Origin of the sequence: Gilliamella sp. Occ3-1 (genome assembly GCF_001690655.1) — a bacterium.
GTDB classification, from domain to species: domain Bacteria; phylum Pseudomonadota; class Gammaproteobacteria; order Enterobacterales; family Orbaceae; genus Gilliamella; species Gilliamella apicola_P.
Window position 1 is genome coordinate 123,463 of record NZ_LZHQ01000034.1, and the last position, 21,393, is coordinate 144,855.

At 35.3% G+C, this 21,393-nt stretch carries 21 protein-coding genes and 2 pseudogenes; 17 read left to right on the plus strand and 6 right to left on the minus strand.

Features of this window, described 5'->3' with window-relative positions:
* Window positions 1-7 precede the first annotated feature (7 nt).
* The gene (locus A9G43_RS10260; protein ID WP_065608710.1) at window positions 8-229 is read left to right on the plus strand and encodes a tyrosine-type recombinase/integrase; all 222 of its coding nucleotides are present in this window, start codon (window positions 8-10) and stop codon (window positions 227-229) included.
* 59 nt (window positions 230-288) lie between these two features.
* On the opposite strand, the gene A9G43_RS10265 is transcribed toward A9G43_RS10260, so the two are convergent.
* Window positions 289-633: a hypothetical protein gene (locus tag A9G43_RS10265; RefSeq protein WP_065608711.1), complete on the minus strand. Its 345-nt coding sequence runs from the start codon at window positions 631-633 to the stop codon at window positions 289-291.
* Window positions 634-1,693: 1,060 nt separating this feature from the next.
* On the opposite strand from A9G43_RS10265, the gene A9G43_RS10270 reads away from it, so the two are divergent.
* Genes A9G43_RS10270 through gpsA form a run of 3 tightly spaced genes read left to right on the plus strand, consistent with a single transcriptional unit; the run spans window position 1,694 to window position 3,692 of the window.
* Window positions 1,694-2,134 (plus strand): rhodanese-like domain-containing protein, encoded by a 441-nt coding sequence (locus A9G43_RS10270; RefSeq protein ID WP_065608712.1) that lies wholly within the window; start codon window positions 1,694-1,696, stop codon window positions 2,132-2,134.
* A 24-nt stretch (window positions 2,135-2,158) separates the two neighbouring features.
* Window positions 2,159-2,635: a protein-export chaperone SecB gene (gene secB, locus A9G43_RS10275; protein ID WP_065608713.1), complete on the plus strand. Its 477-nt coding sequence runs from the start codon at window positions 2,159-2,161 to the stop codon at window positions 2,633-2,635.
* A gap of 40 nt (window positions 2,636-2,675) precedes the next feature.
* Window positions 2,676-3,692 (plus strand): NAD(P)H-dependent glycerol-3-phosphate dehydrogenase, encoded by a 1,017-nt coding sequence (gpsA, locus tag A9G43_RS10280; protein WP_141674068.1) that lies wholly within the window; start codon window positions 2,676-2,678, stop codon window positions 3,690-3,692.
* A 70-nt stretch (window positions 3,693-3,762) separates the two neighbouring features.
* Here gpsA and A9G43_RS10285 read toward each other — a convergent pair whose 3' ends face one another.
* Window positions 3,763-4,737 (minus strand): ornithine cyclodeaminase family protein, encoded by a 975-nt coding sequence (locus A9G43_RS10285; RefSeq protein WP_065608715.1) that lies wholly within the window; start codon window positions 4,735-4,737, stop codon window positions 3,763-3,765.
* Between the two features lie 200 nt (window positions 4,738-4,937).
* Between A9G43_RS10285 and aas the strand changes: the two genes are divergently transcribed.
* The 13 genes and pseudogenes from aas (at window position 4,938) to A9G43_RS10345 (ending at window position 15,517) form a co-directional block, all read left to right on the plus strand.
* On the plus strand, window positions 4,938-7,079 hold the full coding sequence (gene aas / locus A9G43_RS10290) for a bifunctional acyl-ACP--phospholipid O-acyltransferase/long-chain-fatty-acid--ACP ligase (protein WP_065608716.1): 2,142 nt from the start codon (window positions 4,938-4,940) through the stop codon (window positions 7,077-7,079).
* A gap of 15 nt (window positions 7,080-7,094) precedes the next feature.
* Window positions 7,095-8,282 carry a lysophospholipid transporter LplT gene (gene lplT / locus A9G43_RS10295; protein WP_065608717.1) on the plus strand — a complete coding sequence of 396 codons (1,188 nt, stop codon included), beginning with the start codon at window positions 7,095-7,097 and terminating at the stop codon, window positions 8,280-8,282.
* Complete coding sequence (gene murQ / locus A9G43_RS10300) at window positions 8,269-9,165, plus strand: N-acetylmuramic acid 6-phosphate etherase (protein WP_065608718.1); 897 nt, start codon at window positions 8,269-8,271, stop codon at window positions 9,163-9,165. Before lplT ends, murQ begins: the two co-directional genes overlap by 14 nt.
* 164 nt (window positions 9,166-9,329) lie before the next feature.
* A pseudogene (locus A9G43_RS11470) lies at window positions 9,330-9,704 on the plus strand (PTS sugar transporter subunit IIA); the annotation flags it as partial.
* Window positions 9,705-9,764: 60 nt separating this feature from the next.
* A pseudogene (locus A9G43_RS11475) lies at window positions 9,765-10,304 on the plus strand (PTS system mannose/fructose/N-acetylgalactosamine-transporter subunit IIB); the annotation flags it as partial.
* A gap of 26 nt (window positions 10,305-10,330) precedes the next feature.
* Window positions 10,331-11,125: a PTS mannose/fructose/sorbose transporter subunit IIC gene (locus A9G43_RS10310; protein WP_065608764.1), complete on the plus strand. Its 795-nt coding sequence runs from the start codon at window positions 10,331-10,333 to the stop codon at window positions 11,123-11,125.
* Window positions 11,126-11,141: 16 nt separating this feature from the next.
* On the plus strand, window positions 11,142-12,053 hold the full coding sequence (locus A9G43_RS10315; RefSeq protein WP_034913718.1) for a PTS system mannose/fructose/sorbose family transporter subunit IID: 912 nt from the start codon (window positions 11,142-11,144) through the stop codon (window positions 12,051-12,053).
* 145 nt (window positions 12,054-12,198) lie between these two features.
* Window positions 12,199-12,573 (plus strand): DUF956 family protein, encoded by a 375-nt coding sequence (locus tag A9G43_RS10320; RefSeq protein WP_065589383.1) that lies wholly within the window; start codon window positions 12,199-12,201, stop codon window positions 12,571-12,573.
* 224 nt (window positions 12,574-12,797) lie between these two features.
* Window positions 12,798-13,046 carry a 30S ribosomal protein S16 gene (gene rpsP / locus A9G43_RS10325; protein WP_034900786.1) on the plus strand — a complete coding sequence of 83 codons (249 nt, stop codon included), beginning with the start codon at window positions 12,798-12,800 and terminating at the stop codon, window positions 13,044-13,046.
* A gap of 23 nt (window positions 13,047-13,069) precedes the next feature.
* Window positions 13,070-13,600: a ribosome maturation factor RimM gene (gene rimM, locus A9G43_RS10330; RefSeq protein ID WP_065608720.1), complete on the plus strand. Its 531-nt coding sequence runs from the start codon at window positions 13,070-13,072 to the stop codon at window positions 13,598-13,600.
* 16 nt (window positions 13,601-13,616) lie between these two features.
* A complete protein-coding gene (gene trmD, locus A9G43_RS10335; protein ID WP_065575039.1) occupies window positions 13,617-14,369 on the plus strand; it encodes a tRNA (guanosine(37)-N1)-methyltransferase TrmD in 753 nt (250 codons plus the stop codon).
* A gap of 31 nt (window positions 14,370-14,400) precedes the next feature.
* On the plus strand, window positions 14,401-14,751 hold the full coding sequence (gene rplS / locus A9G43_RS10340) for a 50S ribosomal protein L19 (RefSeq protein WP_034913735.1): 351 nt from the start codon (window positions 14,401-14,403) through the stop codon (window positions 14,749-14,751).
* Between the two features lie 163 nt (window positions 14,752-14,914).
* Window positions 14,915-15,517, plus strand: coding sequence for a MarC family protein (locus tag A9G43_RS10345; RefSeq protein WP_065561484.1), 603 nt, complete (start codon window positions 14,915-14,917; stop codon window positions 15,515-15,517).
* Window positions 15,518-15,694: 177 nt separating this feature from the next.
* Here A9G43_RS10345 and A9G43_RS10350 read toward each other — a convergent pair whose 3' ends face one another.
* Genes A9G43_RS10350 through lysA form a run of 4 tightly spaced genes read right to left on the minus strand, consistent with a single transcriptional unit; the run spans window position 15,695 to window position 21,144 of the window.
* Window positions 15,695-17,101: an amino acid permease gene (locus A9G43_RS10350; protein ID WP_065608721.1), complete on the minus strand. Its 1,407-nt coding sequence runs from the start codon at window positions 17,099-17,101 to the stop codon at window positions 15,695-15,697.
* A gap of 54 nt (window positions 17,102-17,155) precedes the next feature.
* Window positions 17,156-18,262 (minus strand): alanine/ornithine racemase family PLP-dependent enzyme, encoded by a 1,107-nt coding sequence (locus A9G43_RS10355; RefSeq protein WP_065608722.1) that lies wholly within the window; start codon window positions 18,260-18,262, stop codon window positions 17,156-17,158.
* 25 nt (window positions 18,263-18,287) lie between these two features.
* On the minus strand, window positions 18,288-19,694 hold the full coding sequence (locus tag A9G43_RS10360; protein WP_065608723.1) for an APC family permease: 1,407 nt from the start codon (window positions 19,692-19,694) through the stop codon (window positions 18,288-18,290).
* 52 nt (window positions 19,695-19,746) lie between these two features.
* Window positions 19,747-21,144: a diaminopimelate decarboxylase gene (gene lysA / locus A9G43_RS10365; RefSeq protein WP_065608724.1), complete on the minus strand. Its 1,398-nt coding sequence runs from the start codon at window positions 21,142-21,144 to the stop codon at window positions 19,747-19,749.
* Window positions 21,145-21,393: the final 249 nt, after the last annotated feature.

Below are 21,393 nucleotides of genomic sequence, written 5' to 3' on the forward strand. Positions count from 1 at the left end.
GCAGTTCATGCAAGCTTTAGCTATAGCAAAGATTGAATTGCAAACCAAATGCGTGATTGAATGGCAGTTATTAACATTAACGCGACCAAGTGAAGCCGTTGGGGCTAAGTGGGAAGAAATTAATCTAGATAAAAAATTATGGAGTATTCCTGCCGAACGCATGAAAATGGATAGACCACACAATATACCTTTATCACCGCAGGCAATAAAAATACTTGAGATAATGTGATCTTCGCCAAAATATTAGACAGTGCCCACCTCTATCATTTTATTGTTTTGATAATATTGTTATTCATATTGTTCAGGCGATATCCAGCCGTTGGCTGAATGACGACGGATACGATTATAATCGATAATCACCGACAGATATAACCCACCTTCACCTGTTTTAATGTAAGTAATATCGGTTACCCATGTGGTGTTAGGCTTATCAGGGTTAAATTGCCTATCTAACGTATTGGGGGCGATATGATGATGGATATCAGTATCTATGTTATGCTTGAATTTACGTGCTGCTTTACTATGCAATCTTAAACTACGTAATCCCCATTGTTGCAAAACACGGCTAACTGTTCTTTCTGAAACTGGATAGCCTGCATCTCTAACATCATGAAGCAGGCTTGGTGCAACCAAACGTGCCTTATGGTACCAATACTACTTTTTGATATACTCGCTGAATTTGATGGATTTGTTGGGTCTTTTTAGCTAGGCTAAATAACCCGATGTACTGACACCAAGTAATTGACACACCTTGATTATAGGATAGGCGGTTAAATAATTTTTAATAAATGAGACTTCTGTCCACTTTTTTGGCGAGAATCAGTTTAATAGTATTATAAAGGCGAATAAATCGCTTAATATTGGTTGATTATGCTACATCTCGACTCAAAGTTCGTATCACTTCTTTCATTTTTCCTATTAGTTTGTGGGGGGATGGCCTCTTGAGTTTTGATTGATACGATAGTTATCATTTTTTTTAATAAATAGATTTCGCTAATTCTCAATTAATCACCAAACGGTAGAGACTCCTGAATATTTTTCACAAAAAATATAACTTTAAAAGTGAACAGTTCTGTAAATAGCCTATAGCGATTACAAAGTTTACATAGAAATTTTGTTGCCTATTTTTAGGCTTTATGTTCAATGAAAATATATTATTCAATACTCATAAGGTCTTCCGGTGTTATAAATGGAATACCCAAAATGGAGGTTTGGTATTGACATATAGCAGTTCGCCTAGATAGCTCTTGTTATAGTCCTTAATTTGCCGCCTTAATTTATCTTTAATTAATTTATTAACTTTAACTAAATATTTAATTCCATAACTGATGGTTTTATAAAACGCATTTTTACTGGTTAAAGGGATAAATAAATTCAATCATGTTTTCTTTAACACGTTATAAATAGTCGAACCACTGACCATAAAAAGTTTAGCTAAACCGTTAACGATTATTTTTTATGATATAAACGCCATATATATTTCTTGTACGTGATACGGCGTTAGTTTTGTATTTTTACATATATTCATTATAATAGTTTCTTGAATTACTGTAATCAAAGTGAGTCATTCCTATACCTCTTAAAATAAAACAGCTCACTATAGAGTAATTTTTCAATTATTGGCACTATATTTCATTACGCATTATCGCTATAATCACTCCTTATATTGAAGAAACTAGGTAATTATACAAGTATGGACTTTATAACACTCGAAATTCTACCTTTTTTAAAAAATCATCTTTTACTTTCCTTAGGTTGGGTTGTACTGTTTATTGCAATCATTGTACTAACCATCAAATGTAAACTGTCTAAAGTTAAAATTATCAATAATGCTCAAGCAATCCATATGATTAATAAGCAAGATGCAGTTATTATTGATACTCGCTCTGCTGATAGTTTTAAAAAAGGGCATATAACAGATTCTCACAATATTTTGCCTACCGATATTAAAAATGCAAGTGCAAAAGCAATTGAAAAATTTAAAGAAAATATTGTTATTTTAATTGATGAGAATGGTTTATCATCAACGAGTATAGGTGAAATACTTGTCAAACAAGGTTTTTCAAATGTCTTTGTATTAAAAGACGGCATTACTGGATGGAACAGCGAGAATTTACCATTAGTTAAAAAATAATATTATAAAAAATAAGGTTTTATCATGACAGAACAAAACAATACACAACAATCAGAAACACAATTTGGAATTCAACGTATTTATACTAAAGATGTTTCATTCGAAACTAACAATGTTCCAGAAGTTTTTACTAAACAATGGCAACCAGAGTTGAATCTTGAATTAAACTCATCTTCACAAGTTTTAAGTGAAAATGTATATGAAGTTGCGCTTCGTGTCACTGTAACAGTAAAACAACAAAACGAAGTTGTGTATATCTGCGAAGTTACCCAAGCAGGTATTTTTTCACTTATCGGATTTGACGAAGGCCAAATTCAACATTGTGTTGGTGCTTATTGCCCAAATATTTTGTTCCCTTATGCTCGTGAAGTAATTTCAAGTTTAGTGAATAAAGGCTCATTCCCACAAGTGAATTTAGAGCCAGTAAATTTTGAAGCACTATTTATGAAATATATTCAGCAACAACAAGCTGAGACAGAATTAAAAGAAACACTACAATAGTTGTTTTATTGGAATTAACCGAAAATAAATTTATTAGGTAATTATGAAAAAAAATGCTGCAGTAACAGTAATTGGAGCAGGATCTTATGGGACATCTTTAGCTATTTTACTGGCGCGAAATGGTCATTCAACTTTGTTATGGGGACACAATCCCGATAAAATGATCATTTTGCAGCATGATAGGCAAAACAAACAGTTTCTACCGAATATTCCTTTCCCAGATCTGTTACAAATTGAAACCGATCTAAAAACGGCAGTTTCAGCAGCACCAATTTTACTTATTGTGGTGCCAAGTCACGCTTTTGCAAGTATTTTGACTCAAATTAAACCTTTTTTATGCCAAGATACAAAAATTGTCTGGGCTACAAAAGGGCTTGAAGTTGATACTGGTCGATTATTACAAAATGTTGCGAAAGAGATTTTGGGCGATAAGATTCCATTAGCGGTGATTTCTGGCCCAACTTTTGCTAAAGAAGTCGCATCTGGATTACCAACGGCAGTAACTGTAGCTTCAACTGATGAACATTTTTTAAATCAACTGCAAACTTTATTCCATTGTAGCAAAAGCTTTCGTGTTTATAGCAGCAAAGATTTTATTGGGGTACAGCTTGGTGGTGCAATCAAAAATGTTATCGCTATTGGTGCAGGATTATCTGATGGTCTTGGTTTTGGAGCCAATGCTAGAACAGCACTAATTACACGTGGACTTGCCGAAATGATGCGTTTAGGTGAAGCATTAGGCGCAGTTCCAGCAACCTTTATGGGAATGGCAGGACTAGGTGATTTGGTTTTAACTTGTACCGATAATCAATCCCGCAATCGCCGTTTTGGAATGTTACTGGGTCAAAATAAATCCATTCAAGAAGCTCAAGATGCTATTGCCCAAGTTATTGAGGGGCTCAATAATACAAAAGAAGTCTGGTTATTAGCCCAGAAATATCATGTGGATATGCCAATCACTGAACAAATTTATCAAGTCCTTTATGAGCATAAAGACCCAAAACAAGCAGCGATGGCTTTACTTAGACGTTCACAAAAAGAAGAATTAAAAAGCTAGTTTTTACACTCAAACACCTATTTATCAAAAACTTTTTGACAAAAAATCATACGAACTTGATATCTAAGTATTACAAAAACGTACCAATTCCTTTTTCTTTTGCTTTAAGATAGATATCATAGCCAATATACACGTCTAATACGGCTGTACCAACAGTTTTAAACAGCGTAACTTGCTGATCATTTAGACGGCATTGGGTTGGATCTATCACTAAATCTCCTAACTCTAAAAAATCATCTTCTGATACCAATTTTTGTTTAATTGGATCAATAATATCACCTGCTTCAGCAAATACGCCTTCTTTAGTATCAACTACCCGAATATTAGCCTTTTCAACTACACATTCAGGAATTTCATGCATTAATGGTGTATAAGCACCTACACCATTAATGTGCGTGCCAAGTTTTACTTTTTCGCCATTAAATGTCACAACTTTTGACGTTGTAACCGAAGTAATGATATCGGCTTGGCTAATGTCTTCATCCAAATTTTGTGAAAAATAAAGATTAGTAGAAAAATGAGCAAAACGATGTTTCATCTCTTCTGTAAATTGTTTCGCTTTTTGTGTATCAATATCAAAAATAGCGACGTCAGTAAGCGAACGAACAGTTAACATTGCCTCTAGTTGAGATACTGCTTGCCCACCTGTACCTATCAACACTGCTCGACTAGCATTTTTACGAGCTAGCAAATCGCTTGCAGCACCTTGAACGGCTCCCGTACGAAGCTGAGTAACAAAAGTGCCATCTAACATAGCACAGACTTCACCTGTTTGCGGATCTAATATTAAAACTTGAGCTGGTACTGATGGTTTACCCAATTTAGGATTGTCAGGAAATACCGAAACAATTTTTATACCCACAATATCGCTACCTTTAATATGTGCGGGCATAAACAAGCATTGCCCCTTTTGCATATCAAAATTTATTCGTAACGGCACATCACTGTTTCCTTGACTATAGATTTTCAAAGCTTGTTTATCTGCAGCTATCGCATCTTTCATAGTATAAAATCTTTCAATATCATTGGCCGTTAAAATAAGCATATTAATTCCTTATTGATTTTCTATGTTTATTTAGATTTTTAGTATCTATTATCTATTTTTTTAATCAAGATTCATTGTCAATTAAACCATAAAAAGCTGTCTTATATAACAAAAATTAAGAAAAAACACAGTTCTTGTTTATTCTGTATATTTTCACTATTATTACGCCGTGTAATTTTTCACGGTAATTGAGAAATCAGATGTTATTTAAAATATTAAAATTTTTCTTAAAGATTTTATTCCAAGTTAAAATTAATGGTGATCTAGAAAATTTAAAACAAGACAGAATTATTATTACACCTAACCATGTATCTTTCCTTGATGGTATTTTAATTGGTGTGTTTTTGCCAGTAAGAACGGTCTTTGCTATTTATCCTAGCTATATTAATCATTGGTTAGTCCGTTTAGCAAAACGCTATGTTGATTTTGTGCCAATGGATCCACTTAGTCCAATGGCAATAAAGCGATTAGTTAGAGAAGTTGAAAAAGGTAGGCCGATAGTGATATTTCCTGAAGGAAGAATTACTGTAACAGGCTCATTAATGAAAATTTATGATGGCGCTGCTTTTGTTGCTGCTCGTTCTCAGTCCGCAATTGTACCAGTTTGGATCGAGGGCGCTGAATTTACATTAACTAGTCGTTTAAAAGGATTATTTAAACGTCGTTTATTTCCTAAAATAACCATTCATGTACTTAAACCGACATCTATAAAAATGCCTGATGCGCTTAACTCTAATGAAAAACGTTATATTGCAGGTGAAAAACTTCATCAAATTATGATGAATGCACGCATGGCAAGTCGTCCAAAGTTAACTCTATTTGAAGCACTATTGGAAGCACAAGTCCGCTATGGTGTAAAATCAAGAATGGTGCAAGACCCTACAACTAACGAAGCATCTTATCGTAATTTGTTAAAACAAATTATAGGGATTAGCCGTATTATTGCTAAAATCACTAAGAATAAAGAGCGTGTAGGAGTTTTATTACCTAATGCAACCATTACTGTTGCGACAATTTTTGGCCTATCAGTTAAAAATCGAATTCCTGCGATGCTAAATTATACCGCCGGAACCAAAGGTCTTACTTGTGCAGTTAAAGCCACTGAAATTAAAATTATTATTACTTCGCGCAAATTTATTAAAAAGGGAAAATTAGATTATCTTCTTGAAGAAATAAAAAATGTTAAATGGTGTTTCCTTGAAGATCTACGTAATAGTTTAAATTTTAAAGATAAACTTTATGTCGCAGTTCATCAATATATTCCTCGTTTAGTTAAACGCCCCCAATCAAGTGATGACGAAGCACTAGTACTATTCACCTCGGGCTCAGAGGGTAATCCTAAAGGTGTTGTCCATAGCCATGCTAGCTTACTTGCAAATGTTGAACAAATTCGAACCGTTATTGATCCAACGCCAGCCGATCGATTTATGTCAGCACTACCATTATTCCATGCTTTTGGTATTACAGCAGGATTATTTCTACCACTATTTTCTGGTAGTCGTACATTTTTATATCCAAATCCATTACATTATCGGATGGTACCTGAAATTATTTATGATCAAGATTGTACGGTTTTATTTGGTACGCCAACTTTCTTAGCAAACTATGCCATTTACGCACACCCATATGATTTTATGCGTTTACGCTATGTTGTTGCTGGAGCAGAAAAATTATCAGACATAGTGCGCGAACAGTGGAGAGACAAATATGGTATACGTATTTTAGAAGGTTATGGCGTTACTGAGTGTGCGCCAGCTGTGGCTCTGAATGTTCCTATGGCGTTTAAAACAGGTACAGTAGGTCGATTATTGCCAGGCATGGTATCAAGATTAATTCACATTCCTGGCATTACCGATGGAGGTCAATTGCAAGTCAAAGGACCTAATGTGATGAAAGGCTATTTACGGGTGGAAAATCCGGGCAAACTTGAAGAACCAGTAGCAGTTGATGAAAATGGACAAGCCGAAAAAGGTTGGTATGATACCGGCGATATCGTTGCTATTGATAGTGAGGGGTTTGTAACAATTAAAGGACGTTTAAAGCGATTTGCCAAAATTGCTGGAGAAATGGTTTCATTAGAAAGTGTAGAATCCTTAGCAAAAAAAGTCGATTCTGATGCAATGCACGGCGCAACAGTTAAAGCCGATGCGAATAAAGGTGAAGCAATTGTTTTATTTACTACCTCGACAAATTTAAATCGAGAGCAGCTTAATCAGGCATCTCAAGAATTGGGCATTCCAGCATTAGCTATTCCGCGTGATATTCGTATAGTTAAAGAGTTGCCGCTACTCGGTACGGGGAAAATTGATTTTATTACCTTACGCAAAATGGCTGACGAATAAGCCAGAGGATGCTACATGAAGCAACATTCACTGTTAAACAAAGGCATGGTTACAACCATGCTGGCGCAATTCTTTTCAGCATTTGCCGATAACGCAATCTTTTTTGCTATCTTAGCTTTCATAAAAAATTTACATTATCCAGCATGGAGTCAATCGGTATTACAGATTAGTTTTGTAGTTCCGTTTATCATTCTTTGCCCTTTTGTTGGTCAAATTGCTGACAGCATATCAAAAGGTAAGGCAATGATGATTTCAAATAGTATAAAATTACTGGGCGCTAGTTGTATCTGTTTAAACATTAATCCTTTTGTAGGCTATTTTTTAATTGGAGTAGGCGCTGCAGCATACTCCCCTGCTAAATATGGAATTTTAGGTGAACTTACTACAGGTGATAATTTGGTTAAAGCAAATGGGTTAATAGAAGCATCAACCATTGCAGCTATTTTACTTGGTTCACTAGCAGGTGGTCATATTGCCGATTTTAATGTAGGTGCTTCCTTACTTGCTTGCGTATTAATGTATGGACTGGCACTTATTACTAACTTTTTTATTCCTAAATTACCTGCTGCACGACAGAATATTTCATGGCAATTTATAGGCATGCTAAAAGATTTTGTTAATATAATTAAAATTATCTTCACCAATAAACAGAACGTATTTGCATTTTTAGGTACTAGTTTGTTTTGGGGAGCTGGAATTACTTTACGTTTGCTGTTAATTAGCTGGGTTCCTGATGTATTAAACATTCATGACAATGCAACGCCAACAGACCTGTATGCAATAGTTGCTATCGGCATTGTTATTGGTGCAGGCCTAGCTAGTACATTTATTTCAATTAACAACACTTTACGTTGTATTCCTGCTGGTATAATGATGGGCATAGCGGTAATTGCCTTCACTTTGCAAAGCAACATAATTTTGTCTTATATTTTACTCATTGTTATCGGAGCATTAGGTGGCTTCTTTTTGGTACCATTAAATGCTTTTATTCAAAAAACTGGTAAAGATTTAGTTGGTGCCGGCGGTGTTATTTCGGTACAAAACCTAAGTGAATACTTAGCGATGATGATAATGTTAGGGCTTTATACGTTAGCCGTTGCTTTAAATTTATCAGTTACTGCTATCGGTGTTTGTTTTGGGAGTTTATTTGCTTTAGTTATATTTTTATTATGGTTAGGATTAAAAAATAATGAATCACATTAATCTATCAGCAATGCTAACAGAAAATCGTAATCCAAATAGCGAAAAAATAGATAACTGTTCAACATTAGAAATGCTACAAATTATCAATAATGAAGATAAAAAAGTCGCATTGGCTATTGAAAAAGAATTACCCAATATCGCAAAAGCCGTTGATGCAATTAGTTTGACATTGTCAAATCAAGGTAGACTAATCTATATAGGGGCTGGCACTTCAGGCCGATTAGGTATTTTAGATGCAAGTGAATGTCCACCAACTTATGGCACATCACCAGAACAAGTTATTGGCTTAATTGCTGGAGGAAAAACAGCTATTTTTAAGGCAATTGAAAACGCCGAAGATAACCCAGAATTGGCAATTACTGACTTAAAAAACATTAATTTTAACTCAAATGACGTTTTAGTTGGCATTGCAGCTAGTGGACGCACACCTTATGTAATAGGTGCTATGCAATATGCTAAATCAATTGGAGCAATAGTGATCAGCTTATGCTGTAACCCATCAGCACCAATGATTAATTTAGCCAATATTGCTATTACACCAATTGTTGGTGCAGAAGTAATTACAGGCTCCTCCAGAATGAAAGCAGGTACAGCACAAAAATTAGTCCTCAACATGTTAACTACTGCCAGCATGATAAAAATCGGCAAAGTCTATAGTAATTTAATGGTTGACGTACAAGCTACCAACGCAAAACTTGTTGAACGACAAATATCCATTGTTATGCAGGCTACCGATTGCAGTCGAGAAAAAGCCATTGCCGCATTAACCGAAAGTAATAAGCATTGTAAAACTGCTATTTTGATGATTCTTTCAAGTTTAAATGCAGAGCAAGCCAGACTGAAACTAAAAAAAGAAAATGGTTTTATTCGTCAAATACTATAACATAAACTAATTTTACTATTAATAAATAATAGAAAATTTGAGTTTTTTATCAAAACGTGAGAGCTACATGGTTAGCTACTTAGTTTGCTCTATAAAATAATAAGGTAATTTTATTTTACATACTTTATATTATGCAATTAATATAAAAATTAGGAGGTCGTTATATGGTTGGAATTATCCTAGCAACTCATGGCGAGTTTGCGGAAGGTATTCTACAATCAGGATCAATGATATTTGGAGAACAAGAAAATGTTAAAGCTGTTACCTTGCATCCAAGCGATAGTCCTGAAAGTTTAAAAGAACGAATGCTTGAAGCGATTGCAACATTTGCTAATCAAGAAGAAATCCTGTTTTTAGTTGATTTATGGGGAGGGACACCATTTAATCAGGCTAACAATTTATGTGGTGAACATAGTAATTGGGCTATTGTTGCTGGTTTAAATTTACCAATGTTAATTGAAGCCTATTCTTCTCGTTTTTCAATGGAAACGGCTAAAGAAATTGCTGCCTCAATTATTGAACCAAGCAAAGAAGGTGTTCAAACAACAGTCGAAATACCAACACAATTTTCTGCCTCTACTAAAAACGCAAATACTATCCCCGATGGAACAGTACTTGGTGATGGTAAAATGAAAATTGTGTTAGCTCGTGTTGACTCACGCCTATTACATGGGCAAGTGGCGACAGCATGGACAAAATCAACCAATCCTAACCGTATTATTGTTGTTTCTGACTCGGTTGCAAAAGATGAATTAAGAAAAAAACTCATCCAAGAAGCAGCACCTCCTGGTGTAAAAGCAAATGTTGTTCCAGTTAAAAAAATTATTGAAGTTTCACGCGATCCTCGTTTTGGTAATACCAAAGCCCTACTTCTATTTGAAAACCCACAAGATGTGCTACGAACCATAGAAGGCGGTGTTGATATCAATGAACTTAATATTGGTTCGATGGCCCATTCCGTAGGAAAGGTTATGGTTAATAAAGTGCTGTCAATGAATGCTAATGATGTTGATACATTTGAAAAATTAAAAGCAAAAAATGTGAAACTTGATGTTCGCAAAGTGCCTAATGACTCTAGCAGTAATATGGACGAATTATTGAAAAAAGCGAAAGAAGAATTGGCGCAACAAAAGAATTAGTTTATTTAAGGGGTTATATTATGACATTGTCTATTATTGCTATCATTTTAGTTATTGTTATTGCCTTTCTAGCAGGAATGGAAGGTATTTTAGATCAGTTTCAATTCCACCAACCTTTAGTGGCTTGTTCTTTAATTGGACTTGTAACAGGTAATTTAGAAGCGGGTGTTGTATTGGGCGGTTCATTGCAAATGATTGCACTCGGTTGGGCCAATATCGGGGCGGCAGTAGCACCTGATGCAGCTTTAGCATCGGTTGCTTCATCAATTATTTTAGTATTAGGCGGCCAAGGTATAACTGGCGTATCTACTGCTATAGCTGTTGCTATTCCACTTGCAGTTGCAGGGCTATTCTTAACCATGATTGTACGAACTATTGCTGTTCCTTTAGTACACATGATGGATGCGGCAGCGGAAGAAGGCAATATTCAAAAAATTGAATGGTTACAAATTTTAGGTATCTGTTTACAAGGTTTACGTATCGCAATCCCAGCTGCTGCGTTACTGTTTATTCCTGCTGAAGTTGTTAGAAGTACACTAGAAGCAATGCCAGAATGGCTAACAACAGGAATGGCTATTGGTGGTGGAATGGTTGTTGCTGTTGGTTATGCAATGGTAATCAATATGATGGCAAACCGCGAAGTATGGCCATTTTTCATTATTGGTTTTGTCGTTGCAGCGATATCACAATTAACACTGATTGCACTTGGCGCTTTAGGTATAGCATTAGCACTAATTTACCTCAATCTTTCTGAACGTGGCAATTCATCCAATGGTGGTAGCAAAGGTGATCCACTTGATGATATTTTAAATGATTACTAAAAACTTGGAGAAGAAAATGACTGATAGAATCCAATTAAACAAAAAAGATCGTTTAGCGGTTGCTTGGCGTTCAACCTTCCTCCAAGGGTCTTGGAACTATGAACGTATGCAAAATGGTGGATGGGTCTATTCAATGATCCCTGCTATCAAAAAATTATATACCACCAAAGAGGATCGCTCTGCTGCTCTTAAGCGTCACCTAGAATTTTTTAATACTCACCCCTATTTAGCTTCTCCAGTACTTGGGGTAACTCTTGCACTTGAAGAGGAACGAGCTAATGGAGCTGCTGTTGATGACGTAGCAATTCAAGGGGTAAAAGTTGGGATGATGGGACCATTAGCGGGTGTGGGTGATCCTGTATTCTGGTTTACCGTACGTCCAATGCTCGGCGCTCTTGGCGCTTCACTTGCACTAAGCGGTAATATTATGGGACCAATTTTATTCTTCTTATTATGGAATATTATTCGTTGGGGCTTCATGTGGTATACCCAAGAATTTGGTTACCGTACAGGCTCTAAAATAACCGATAATTTATCAGGCGGATTACTACAAAAAATCACCAAAGGAGCTTCTATTTTAGGAATGTTTGTACTGGCAGCCTTAGTACAAAGATGGGTATCAATTAAATTCCAACCAGTCGTATCTACTGTCAAGCTAGACAATGGTGCTTTTATTGATTGGAATACATTACCAGTAGGTGCTGAAGGCATTCAACAAGCATTAATTCAAATGCAAAGCGGATTATCACTAACTCAACAAAAGGTAACCACCTTACAAAATAACTTGGATCAGTTAATACCTGGACTTGTCCCCTTACTATTGACTTTCTTTTGCATGTGGTTACTTCGTAAAAAAGTATCACCAATCCTAATTATTTTGGGATTATTTATAGTAGGTATTGTTGGCCATGTAATCGGTCTTTTATAAACATATAGCTATGCCTATATATTTAGAAAGTATGATATTTTAAAATAGTGCCAACTTTCTATTTACTATTACATTAACCTTTTTATCACACCATGTGATGAAAAGGTGTCATTAATCATTCGAACTTTGCATGGATATAGGATAGATGGTTCAATCATTAAATACTAAAATTGATTTAACAATGAAAGCAACCGCATTTACAGGCTTATCTGAATACGGCAATATAATAATTGGTGACAAAGCCTTCGAGTTTTATCATCAACACGATCCACGCAAATATATCCAAATACCATGGAATGAAATTGATTATGTGATTGCTTCTGTATTGTTAGGTGGTAGATGGATCCCTCGTTATTCAATACAAACAAAAAAAAACGGCACATTCACCTTTGCATCTAAAGAACCCAAGAAGGTATTAAAAGCCATTCGAGTTTATATTGACGGGCAAAAAATGGTACGCTCACTTGGCTTTTTTGATGTTTTAAAGAGAGCTTTTTTTCACAAAAAGAACAAAAAATAAAAATCACTATTTTATTATATTTATCGATTTCCACTTAAATTAAATAAATTATAGTTAGTATCATTTTTTCCACTCTTTTTTAAGTTAGTTTAAGTCAATCAATATAACACCACTTCATCAACAAACAGCCATTGCACTTTTTGCTAGAAAGAGTATAATTCTGGGGCTTTGATTTTGTCCGTGTTGGGCAGAAAAAAGATTATTTTTTAATTTAAGAGGATGTTATGGTAACTATTCGTTTAGCTCGTGGTGGCTCTAAAAAGCGCCCTTTTTATCAAGTAGTTGTCACTGATAGCCGTAACCCACGTGATGGCCGTTTTATTGAGCGCGTTGGCTTTTTTAATCCAATTGCACAAGGTAAAGCAGAAGAATTACGTTTAGATCTTGATCGCGTAAATCATTGGGTTGGTTTAGGTGCAACTGTTTCTGATCGTGTTAATGCACTAATTAAACAAGCACAAAAAGCTGCTTAATTTAGTAATTGATAATCACTGTAATGATGAATACTGAGAATCTTATTGTTGTTGGTAAACTTGGTTCAAGCTACGGCATTCGCGGATGGCTCAGAATTTTTTCGTTTACAGAATTCCCAGATAGCATTTTTGATTACACTCCTTGGTATATCCAGCATGCTGGGCAATGGCAAGAGGTAATTGTAGAGAGCTTTAAACCGCATAATCATGATATGATTGTAAAACTTAAAGGCATTGATGATCGTGATCAAGCCATTGCATTAACCAATATTGAAGTGTTTGTTGATGCAGAAAAATTACCAACACTTAGCAATGGTGATTTTTATTGGAAAGATCTCATTGGGTGCCGAGTTAAAACAGTTAATAACTATGATTTAGGACTGGTAACTGATTTGATGGAAACCGGATCTAACGATGTATTAGTGGTTAAAGCAAATCTAAAAGATGCATTTGGAGCAACAGAACGTTTAATCCCTTTTGTTGATAATCAATTTATAAAACAAGTTGATTTAACAACAAAAATGATTGTGGTCGATTGGGATCCTGCTTTTTAATTGGTAAGGTAAAACTATGTGGATTGGCGTAATTAGCCTTTTTCCCGAAATGTTTCAAGCTATTACCTGTTATGGCGTAACTGGTCGAGCCGTTAAAAACGGGTTGTTAACAGTAGAATATTGGAACCCTCGCGATTTTGCGCATGATAAGCATAAAACAGTCGATGATAGGCCTTATGGTGGTGGTCCCGGCATGTTAATGATGGTTCAACCACTTAAAGATGCAATTCATGCGGCAAAAACAGTGTCAGGTAACAATACAAAAGTAATCTATCTTTCCCCACAAGGGCGCAAATTAGACCAACAAGGTGTTTGTGAATTGTCACAAAATCAAAATTTAATTTTAATTTGTGGACGATACGAAGGTATAGATGAACGCGTTATTCAAACCGAAATTGACGAAGAATGGTCAATTGGAGACTACGTGTTAAGTGGTGGTGAAATACCTGCGATGACCATGATTGATGCATTAGCAAGGTTTATTCCTGGCGTGCTAAATCACCAATCATCGGCAAAAGAAGACTCTTTTGCTAACGGTTTACTTGACTGTCCACACTATACTCGTCCTGAGGTGTTAGATGGAATGGCGGTACCTGACGTATTAATGTCTGGTCACCATGAAGCGATTCGTCGCTGGCGATTAAAACAATCACTAGGACGAACTTGGTTAAGAAGAGAAGATCTTCTTGCAAATCTAGCTCTGACTGATGAAGAGCAATGTTTACTCGCTGAATTCCAACAAGAATACAGTGACAAACTAAGCAATTAATATTTCAGTATAACTAGTAAGAGATAATATTATGAAAAATGCAATTATTCAGCAATTAGAACAAGAACAAATGAAAAAAGACATCCCGTCTTTTCGCCCTGGTGACACGGTTGAAGTAAAAGTATGGGTTGTTGAAGGTAACAAAAAACGTCTTCAGGCTTATGAAGGTGTTGTTATTGGCATTCGTAATCGTGGTTTGCACTCTGCATTTACCGTACGTAAGATTTCGAATGGTGAAGGTGTTGAACGAGTATTCCAAACTCACTCACCAATTGTTGATTCAATTACTGTGAAACGTCGTGGTCAAGTACGTCAAGCTAAACTTTACTACTTACGCGAACTTCGTGGTAAAGCAGCTCGTATCAAAGAGCGCCTTAACTAAATTTTATTGGTTTAATTGTCTAAAACCAATTAAAAAATATCAGATTAAACATGGTCACCTTTTTGGTGACCGTTTTTGTATCTAACAAAAATCATTCCCTAGCAACTAATAATGTTAACAAAATTAAAGGGAATTTAATTGTTATTCTTTGAAAGGTAACACTATGGATGACTATCTTGTTAATATCCTTGCCACAACTGTAAAGCTATTTGCATTAATGACACCTCCTGCTGTTTTAAGTGCATTTTTAAGTGGCACAAAACAATACGACGAACAGCTTAGACGCAAAACAGCACTCAAAACATCCTGTGCCGTATTTATCATCGGTATAGTGCTATTCTTTTTTGGTAATACCATGTTTAGTGTCTTTGGTTTTACTCTTGATGCATTCCGAATTGGTTCTGGAGCGTTGCTATTTATCACTGCAGTGTCACTAATGAATGATTCTCCAGAAAAGAACAAAATTAACAGTGATGACGATATCAGTGTTGTACCCCTTGCAATTCCACTTTGTATGGGACCCGCTTCCATTGGTACTATCATTGTTATGGGAACAAGCTCCGTAGGCTTTGCAGCCAATATGATTGGCGCTGTTTCTTTATTCATTGCATCTTCAGGAATTTATGCAATGCTATTATGTGCAAAAAGTATTGCTAAAGTATTAAAAAACACAGGTATTGCTATCTTATCAAAACTTACTGGGTTACTAATATCAGCTATTGCTGCGCAAGTCGTTTTTACGGGTGTATCAGCTTTTCTAAAATAACTTGTATCAGAAAGGATTTAATCAAGATTATACCAAGCAAACGCACTTAACTTAGTGCCTTAAAATAAAGATAAATCACAAATAGTAAAAACATTAATAATCTGATTTTAAAAATTAAATGTAATCACCTAAACCGATTTATTAGGTGATTACAAACAAATTAATAGGTCAATAAAATTAATCTAACGTTTTTATTATTAAAGAATTTCGTTTCTTATAAAAAAAGTAAGAAACCAAAATAATTATTACTAAAAAAACTTCTGATAATAAAATAAAATGTCCTGACTCCCCAAACCAAACACCAATAATAATCACAATATTAACAATAATAGAAACCCCTGCCAGCAAAGGAAATAATGGCGATTTGAACTTTACCATCTCTTTGGGATATTTACCGTTATTTACTCCCTTACGGAACTGATATTGACACCAAGCAATAATAATCCATGCAAAACATCCCACTTGCCCTGTTCCCGCTACTAAATAAATATACAATTTTTCAGCGGCAATATATTTAGAAAATAGTGAAACTAGCGCAATAATAGCAATAAATAAAATACCTTTTGTGGGCACTCCACGCTTATTTACGTCTGAAAAATATTGAGGTGCGAGTTTATCTTGTGCCATAGACCACAGCATTCTTGAACTGGCATAAATTGCAGAATTAGCCGCCGATATTGCCGCACAAAAAATAACAAAAAGCATTAAATACGAAGCTATTGAAATTCCTGCTTTATTAAATACCCACACAAATGGGCTAATTTCAGGATGAACCGTTCCATATGGATAAACAAGGGCTAAAACAGCAATAGCCAGAACATAAAATAGAATAATGCGAAAAGCAACACCAGTAATAATTTTGGGTAACACAGACTGTGGAGATTGTGCCTCACCAGCTGCACTACCAATTAATTCGACGCCCTGAAAGGAATAGGTCACGATAGTCATACAAACAAATATAGCTAAAAAACCATTAGGAAACCACCCTTTTTCGGTTTTAAATGTTGGTAAGATATGCGTTTCGCTATATTGGTGATTAAGTAAATAAATCCCCTCCCCAATAAATGCAATAATCGCAAGAACCTTAATAGTTGAAAACCAATACTCACTTTCTCCAAATGCACGAACAGAGGTTAAATGCACTGAAGTAAGAACAATTAGAATTAATAGACTAAAAAGATAAATAGGAATCGAAGGGAAGGTTTGGTGAGCAATCATTGAAGCAGCGGTTAAATCTGCCGCCATAGATAGTACCCAACTAAGCCAATACAACCAACCGATGGTATAACTCCAAATCGGATTGGGTATAAACATCAACGCATAGTGTTGAAATGAACCTGCATGAGGAAATGCACAAGAAAGTTCACCTAAACATAACATAGTTGAAAGCATTATGCTTCCTGCCATTAAATAAGCAATAATTGTTCCTAATGGACCAACTGTGCTAAGTGGAGCTGCAATACCAATAAATAATCCAGTACCAATTGATCCACCTAATGAAATCATCAATAAATGACGATTTTTTAGGTTTTTCTTTAAATTACTACTGGGATAAGGGTTTTCTTGTGATTCAGATGTTGTCATATAAACCACCTAGTAATTAATAAAAACTGCTGGTTACCCAGCAGTTAACACAAATTAATAAATAAACCGTTTTTCTACACCATTAGTTTGACAAGCCATTAGTAAAGCAGTGTAATCAAGCTCAAATCCAATAACATCGCCAACACGAAGTATTTGAGTAACATCTTCAATATCAACCAAGGTATGATCACTGGTTTGACCCAATACAGTAATATCATCATTGATGGGTATACAGCTTTCTGCTGGCACATCTTGACGTCCAAAGGCAAGAAGTGCTCGTTTGCGTGTACCGCTATCAACAAAGGTTTTACTGTTTAAAAAAGCATCTACACCTAATTCACCAACAGGAACTGTTGGTTTACTATTGAGTTCAATGATTTGCGCATATAATTTATAAATATTACTACATGCTTTATCAACGGGTTTATTTGAATGATGAAACTCGTCAAGATATTTCATATCCACATATTCAATACCAAACTCGTGTAAACCACCAATTCTCAAATGATTTAATCCTTCTGGCCAAATACCTTTATCCAATAAGTGGTAACTGGTACAATTACCAGCCGATAAATACTTTATTTTAATATTACAAACTTGCTCTACTTTACGCGCTATTTTTAAAAAGTCTACTCCATTTTTAACTGTAGGTAGTACAGTACCATAGCAATTAAAATTGGTGCCGAGCCCATAGAGCTCAACACCGGGTAAAGAAAGAATAAGTTTAACCGTATCAATGATTTCATCAATATGTTCAAACCAAATACCTTCGCGTAAATCCCCCATATCAACCATTAATAAAACTTGATGAACTTTTTGTTGTTTAACGGCTTCATCAGAAAGTGCCTGAATTACTACTTTTTCGCTGTTTAAGCTAATATCAGCATATCTAACAACATCACTAATTTCACTTAAACAAGGGCTCCGTAATAAGCAGGTTTTACAATTTAAAGCTTCTTTTAATTTCTTTAAATTGTATGTTCTTGATTCAGCAATCACATCAATACCGCCTTCAAGTACTGCTTTGGCCGTTTCAACACAACCATCAAAAACTTTATTAACAGCCATAACCTCAATACCGTGTTTAGCTAATAGATCTTTTTCAACACGAGCATTATTTCTTAATTTGCGTAAATCAATTTCTAATATAGGTTTGTACATAATTTTACTCCTCTATATATTATTACTACTGCAAACGGTTTCGTTTTTGTGCTCGATAATAAATCCATTCAGCTAAACCAATGGCAAGTACTGCACCACCAACAATTTTAGCAATATATTCGACATACCCCCCCATATCTATTTGCGCAGGTGGAATAAACACTAATACCACAGCAAATAGAGTAGATAAGAAACCAAGTGCTGGTAACACAATTGGCAACACCTTACCCGGAATTTTAAAACTACGAGCAACATCTGGTTGAGTAATACGTAAACGATAATATGCAATAAACATCACTAAGTACGGAATAAAGTAACAAATTGTCGTTAACGCTGTTAACATCCAATATGCTGCTGCAATACTTGGCGACACAAAAGTTGAAAAACAAAGTACTGTAACAATAACAGCTTGAATAATTAACGCAAACGCTGGTGTTTTATATACTGGATGTAAACGACCGATGCGTTCTCCAAGCAAATTATCTTCTTTTGATGCTTCTTGTAGCATATAAATCGGACCAACTAACCATGAGTTTATTTGTCCTAATGCACCAAAAAACAAACAAATTGCCATTACTGGTAATAACCAAGGCATATGCAATTCTTTAGCTGCAGCTTCCATTGCTTGCATAACACCCGCTACGATATCAGTATCGGCTGCTGGTAATAAAGTATTAATAGCCCATGTTCCGACCATATAAATACCAACAATAACCACTGCTGAAACCAACATTGCTTTTGGAAAGTCTCGTTGTGGATCTCGTGTACGCCCTGCAATCATCGGAGCCACCTCAAGACCAGCAAATGCGAACATCATGCTAGATAGAAAAACAATAGTATCCCAACTACTTAAATCAGGTAACCAATCACTAACATGACTATAGCTTGTAGCCATAGGATGCCCTGTGAATAACCATACAACAGCTAATAGCACAATAATAGCGGCTGGAATAAATACACCAAGCCATGCACTCACACTATTAATAAACTTAGTCCATTGCATCCCTTTAATATTCATCAGTGTTAAAATCCAGAATACCACCATAGAGCCAACACCAATAAATACTTGATTTTGAGCTAACTCAGCGCTAAACATATACCCAATTGCAGTAAAACCAAATTGCAACATTAACGGGAAGAAAAGAACGCAAGAGAACAAAAAGCAAACAACAACTATCCAACCGATACGTTTACCAAATGCTTCTTTTACCCAAACAAAAATTCCACCATCTTTTGGCCAACCGGTTGAAAGTTCGCCACAAACCATAGCTAATGGGAAGAAAAGACAAAATGCAGCAAGTAACCAAAGTACCATTGCTGACGCCCCATAAGGAGCAACATTAGGAATTTGACGCAAACTTAGTATTGCAATGACATTCATAAAAACAATGTCTTTAATACCAAGTAGACTTGAATCTTTAGAATCACTCATAATAACCTCACTTTATAATATCTGGAGCATAAAATGCCCCAGATATTGATGATTAATATATGTCGTATCCAACCATATCTTCGTAAGTGTCCTCACGGCGAATCAATCTATCCTTGCCTTCTTTATCTACCATTACAACAGAAGTACGAGGACGATTGTTATAAACAGTTTGGCTTTCGATGGTATAAGCACCAGCATCAAGGAAAGCAACAATATCACCGATTTGAGTGTCTTTTGGCATTAAGAATTCTTCACCTTTAACACCGACATGGAAATAGTCACCACCATCACATAAAGGACCTGCCAATTTGATGTATTCATCATGTGTTTCATTGATTTTTGAAGCATTATAAACATAGAAGAACCAATCAAAATGTTGACTATCAGATAGCACACTATAACCAGCATCAACAAATTTCCACTCAACATGCTCTTCAATATTGCCATCTAAATCATAATTGGTTTTACGTTTTTCACAGGCAACTTCAGTTACAAGCACACCTGCTGAGCCTGTTACTTTACGGCCTGGCTCAATACAGATTTCAACATCAGTGCGCCATTTGTGTACTTCACTAATAACAGCATCAGCAAAATCTTTTGCAGTAATACCTGCATACATATTATCTTCTAATGGATTACCATTTTCTTCATCATATTTATAAGGAACAGGGATCCCCCCACCTACGTTGATTAAATCAAATTTAATACCAAGCACTTCTTCTAAGCGACGTGATTCATCAACTAAAACTTTCGTAGCTTTAGCAAAAGGCTCTGATTCTGGAACTTGATCACCAACGTGCATATGTAAACCGCGTAAATGAACATATGGCATTTCTAAAATACGACGACATGTTTCTTCTGCTTGTTCTAAATCGATACCTGATTTAGCATGATAAGCAGTGACTAATTCTGCGTGAGTTGCTGACGGAACATTTGGTTCAACACGCACACAAACATTTGCTACCTTTTTCAAACGTCTTGAAATCTCATCAATAATATCAAGCTCATATAAGCTATCTACGTTGATAATATACAGATCATTTTGAATAGCAAACTCTAAATCCACTGGCTTTTTAACAACACCATTAAACACAATTTGGCTACCAGAGAAACCGATATCTAAACATTTACGCACTTCAAACATTGAGTTTGCTTCGGCATAAATTCCTGCATCTTTAATCGCTTTAAGAACACCCATTACTGAACAAGTTTTTGATGCATAGAAAATTTTTGTTTTTGGATGAGCTTTAAATGCCTCTTTAATTTCTTGCACATTACGATCAATCTCCTTTTCAGAAAACACATAAAAAGGCGTTGGATATTTTTTGGCTAACTCTTCTAAATTAACACCATCAAAACAAAGTTTGCCACTTTCAGCGCTAAAACGACGATCTTTAGTTACAAGATCAGTACGTAATTTGTTATAATTTGACATAATTTTGTCGGACATATAGCCTCCAGTTAATGATTACATAAAAAATAAGTAAAATGGCTTCTCACTTGTTGTGCAATCAGCATGCCAACTTTAAAAACAAAAATAATCAATATATTAACAAACAAAACGCAAGTAAAAATTTAATCATTTAGTATGAAATCCGTTTTTATGACAAAAATTTGTCATTTTTATATGATAATTAACAGGCGTTTAAATTAAACAAAACTAAATATAACAAATCACCCTAGTTCAAAAGGCACGAAT

Excerpts from the sequence above, each read along its gene's own strand:
- lplT (WP_065608717.1), top strand. The coding sequence starts at position 7,095 with ATGAAGCAACATTCACTGTTAAACAAAGGCATGGTTACAACCATGCTG.
- A9G43_RS10270 (WP_065608712.1), top strand. The coding sequence starts at position 1,694 with ATGGACTTTATAACACTCGAAATTCTACCTTTTTTAAAAAATCATCTT.
- rimM (WP_065608720.1), top strand. The coding sequence starts at position 13,070 with ATGATGAATACTGAGAATCTTATTGTTGTTGGTAAACTTGGTTCAAGC.
- A9G43_RS10320 (WP_065589383.1), top strand. The coding sequence starts at position 12,199 with ATGGTTCAATCATTAAATACTAAAATTGATTTAACAATGAAAGCAACC.
- rplS (WP_034913735.1), top strand. The coding sequence starts at position 14,401 with ATGAAAAATGCAATTATTCAGCAATTAGAACAAGAACAAATGAAAAAA.
- A9G43_RS10315 (WP_034913718.1), top strand. The coding sequence starts at position 11,142 with ATGACTGATAGAATCCAATTAAACAAAAAAGATCGTTTAGCGGTTGCT.
- A9G43_RS10285 (WP_065608715.1), bottom strand. The coding sequence starts at position 4,737 with ATGCTTATTTTAACGGCCAATGATATTGAAAGATTTTATACTATGAAA.
- lysA (WP_065608724.1), bottom strand. The coding sequence starts at position 21,144 with ATGTCCGACAAAATTATGTCAAATTATAACAAATTACGTACTGATCTT.
- aas (WP_065608716.1), top strand. The coding sequence starts at position 4,938 with ATGTTATTTAAAATATTAAAATTTTTCTTAAAGATTTTATTCCAAGTT.
- A9G43_RS10345 (WP_065561484.1), top strand. The coding sequence starts at position 14,915 with ATGGATGACTATCTTGTTAATATCCTTGCCACAACTGTAAAGCTATTT.
- A9G43_RS10355 (WP_065608722.1), bottom strand. The coding sequence starts at position 18,262 with ATGTACAAACCTATATTAGAAATTGATTTACGCAAATTAAGAAATAAT.
- secB (WP_065608713.1), top strand. The coding sequence starts at position 2,159 with ATGACAGAACAAAACAATACACAACAATCAGAAACACAATTTGGAATT.
- A9G43_RS10360 (WP_065608723.1), bottom strand. The coding sequence starts at position 19,694 with ATGAGTGATTCTAAAGATTCAAGTCTACTTGGTATTAAAGACATTGTT.
- A9G43_RS10260 (WP_065608710.1), top strand. The coding sequence starts at position 8 with ATGCAAGCTTTAGCTATAGCAAAGATTGAATTGCAAACCAAATGCGTG.
- murQ (WP_065608718.1), top strand. The coding sequence starts at position 8,269 with ATGAATCACATTAATCTATCAGCAATGCTAACAGAAAATCGTAATCCA.
- rpsP (WP_034900786.1), top strand. The coding sequence starts at position 12,798 with ATGGTAACTATTCGTTTAGCTCGTGGTGGCTCTAAAAAGCGCCCTTTT.
- trmD (WP_065575039.1), top strand. The coding sequence starts at position 13,617 with ATGTGGATTGGCGTAATTAGCCTTTTTCCCGAAATGTTTCAAGCTATT.
- A9G43_RS10350 (WP_065608721.1), bottom strand. The coding sequence starts at position 17,101 with ATGACAACATCTGAATCACAAGAAAACCCTTATCCCAGTAGTAATTTA.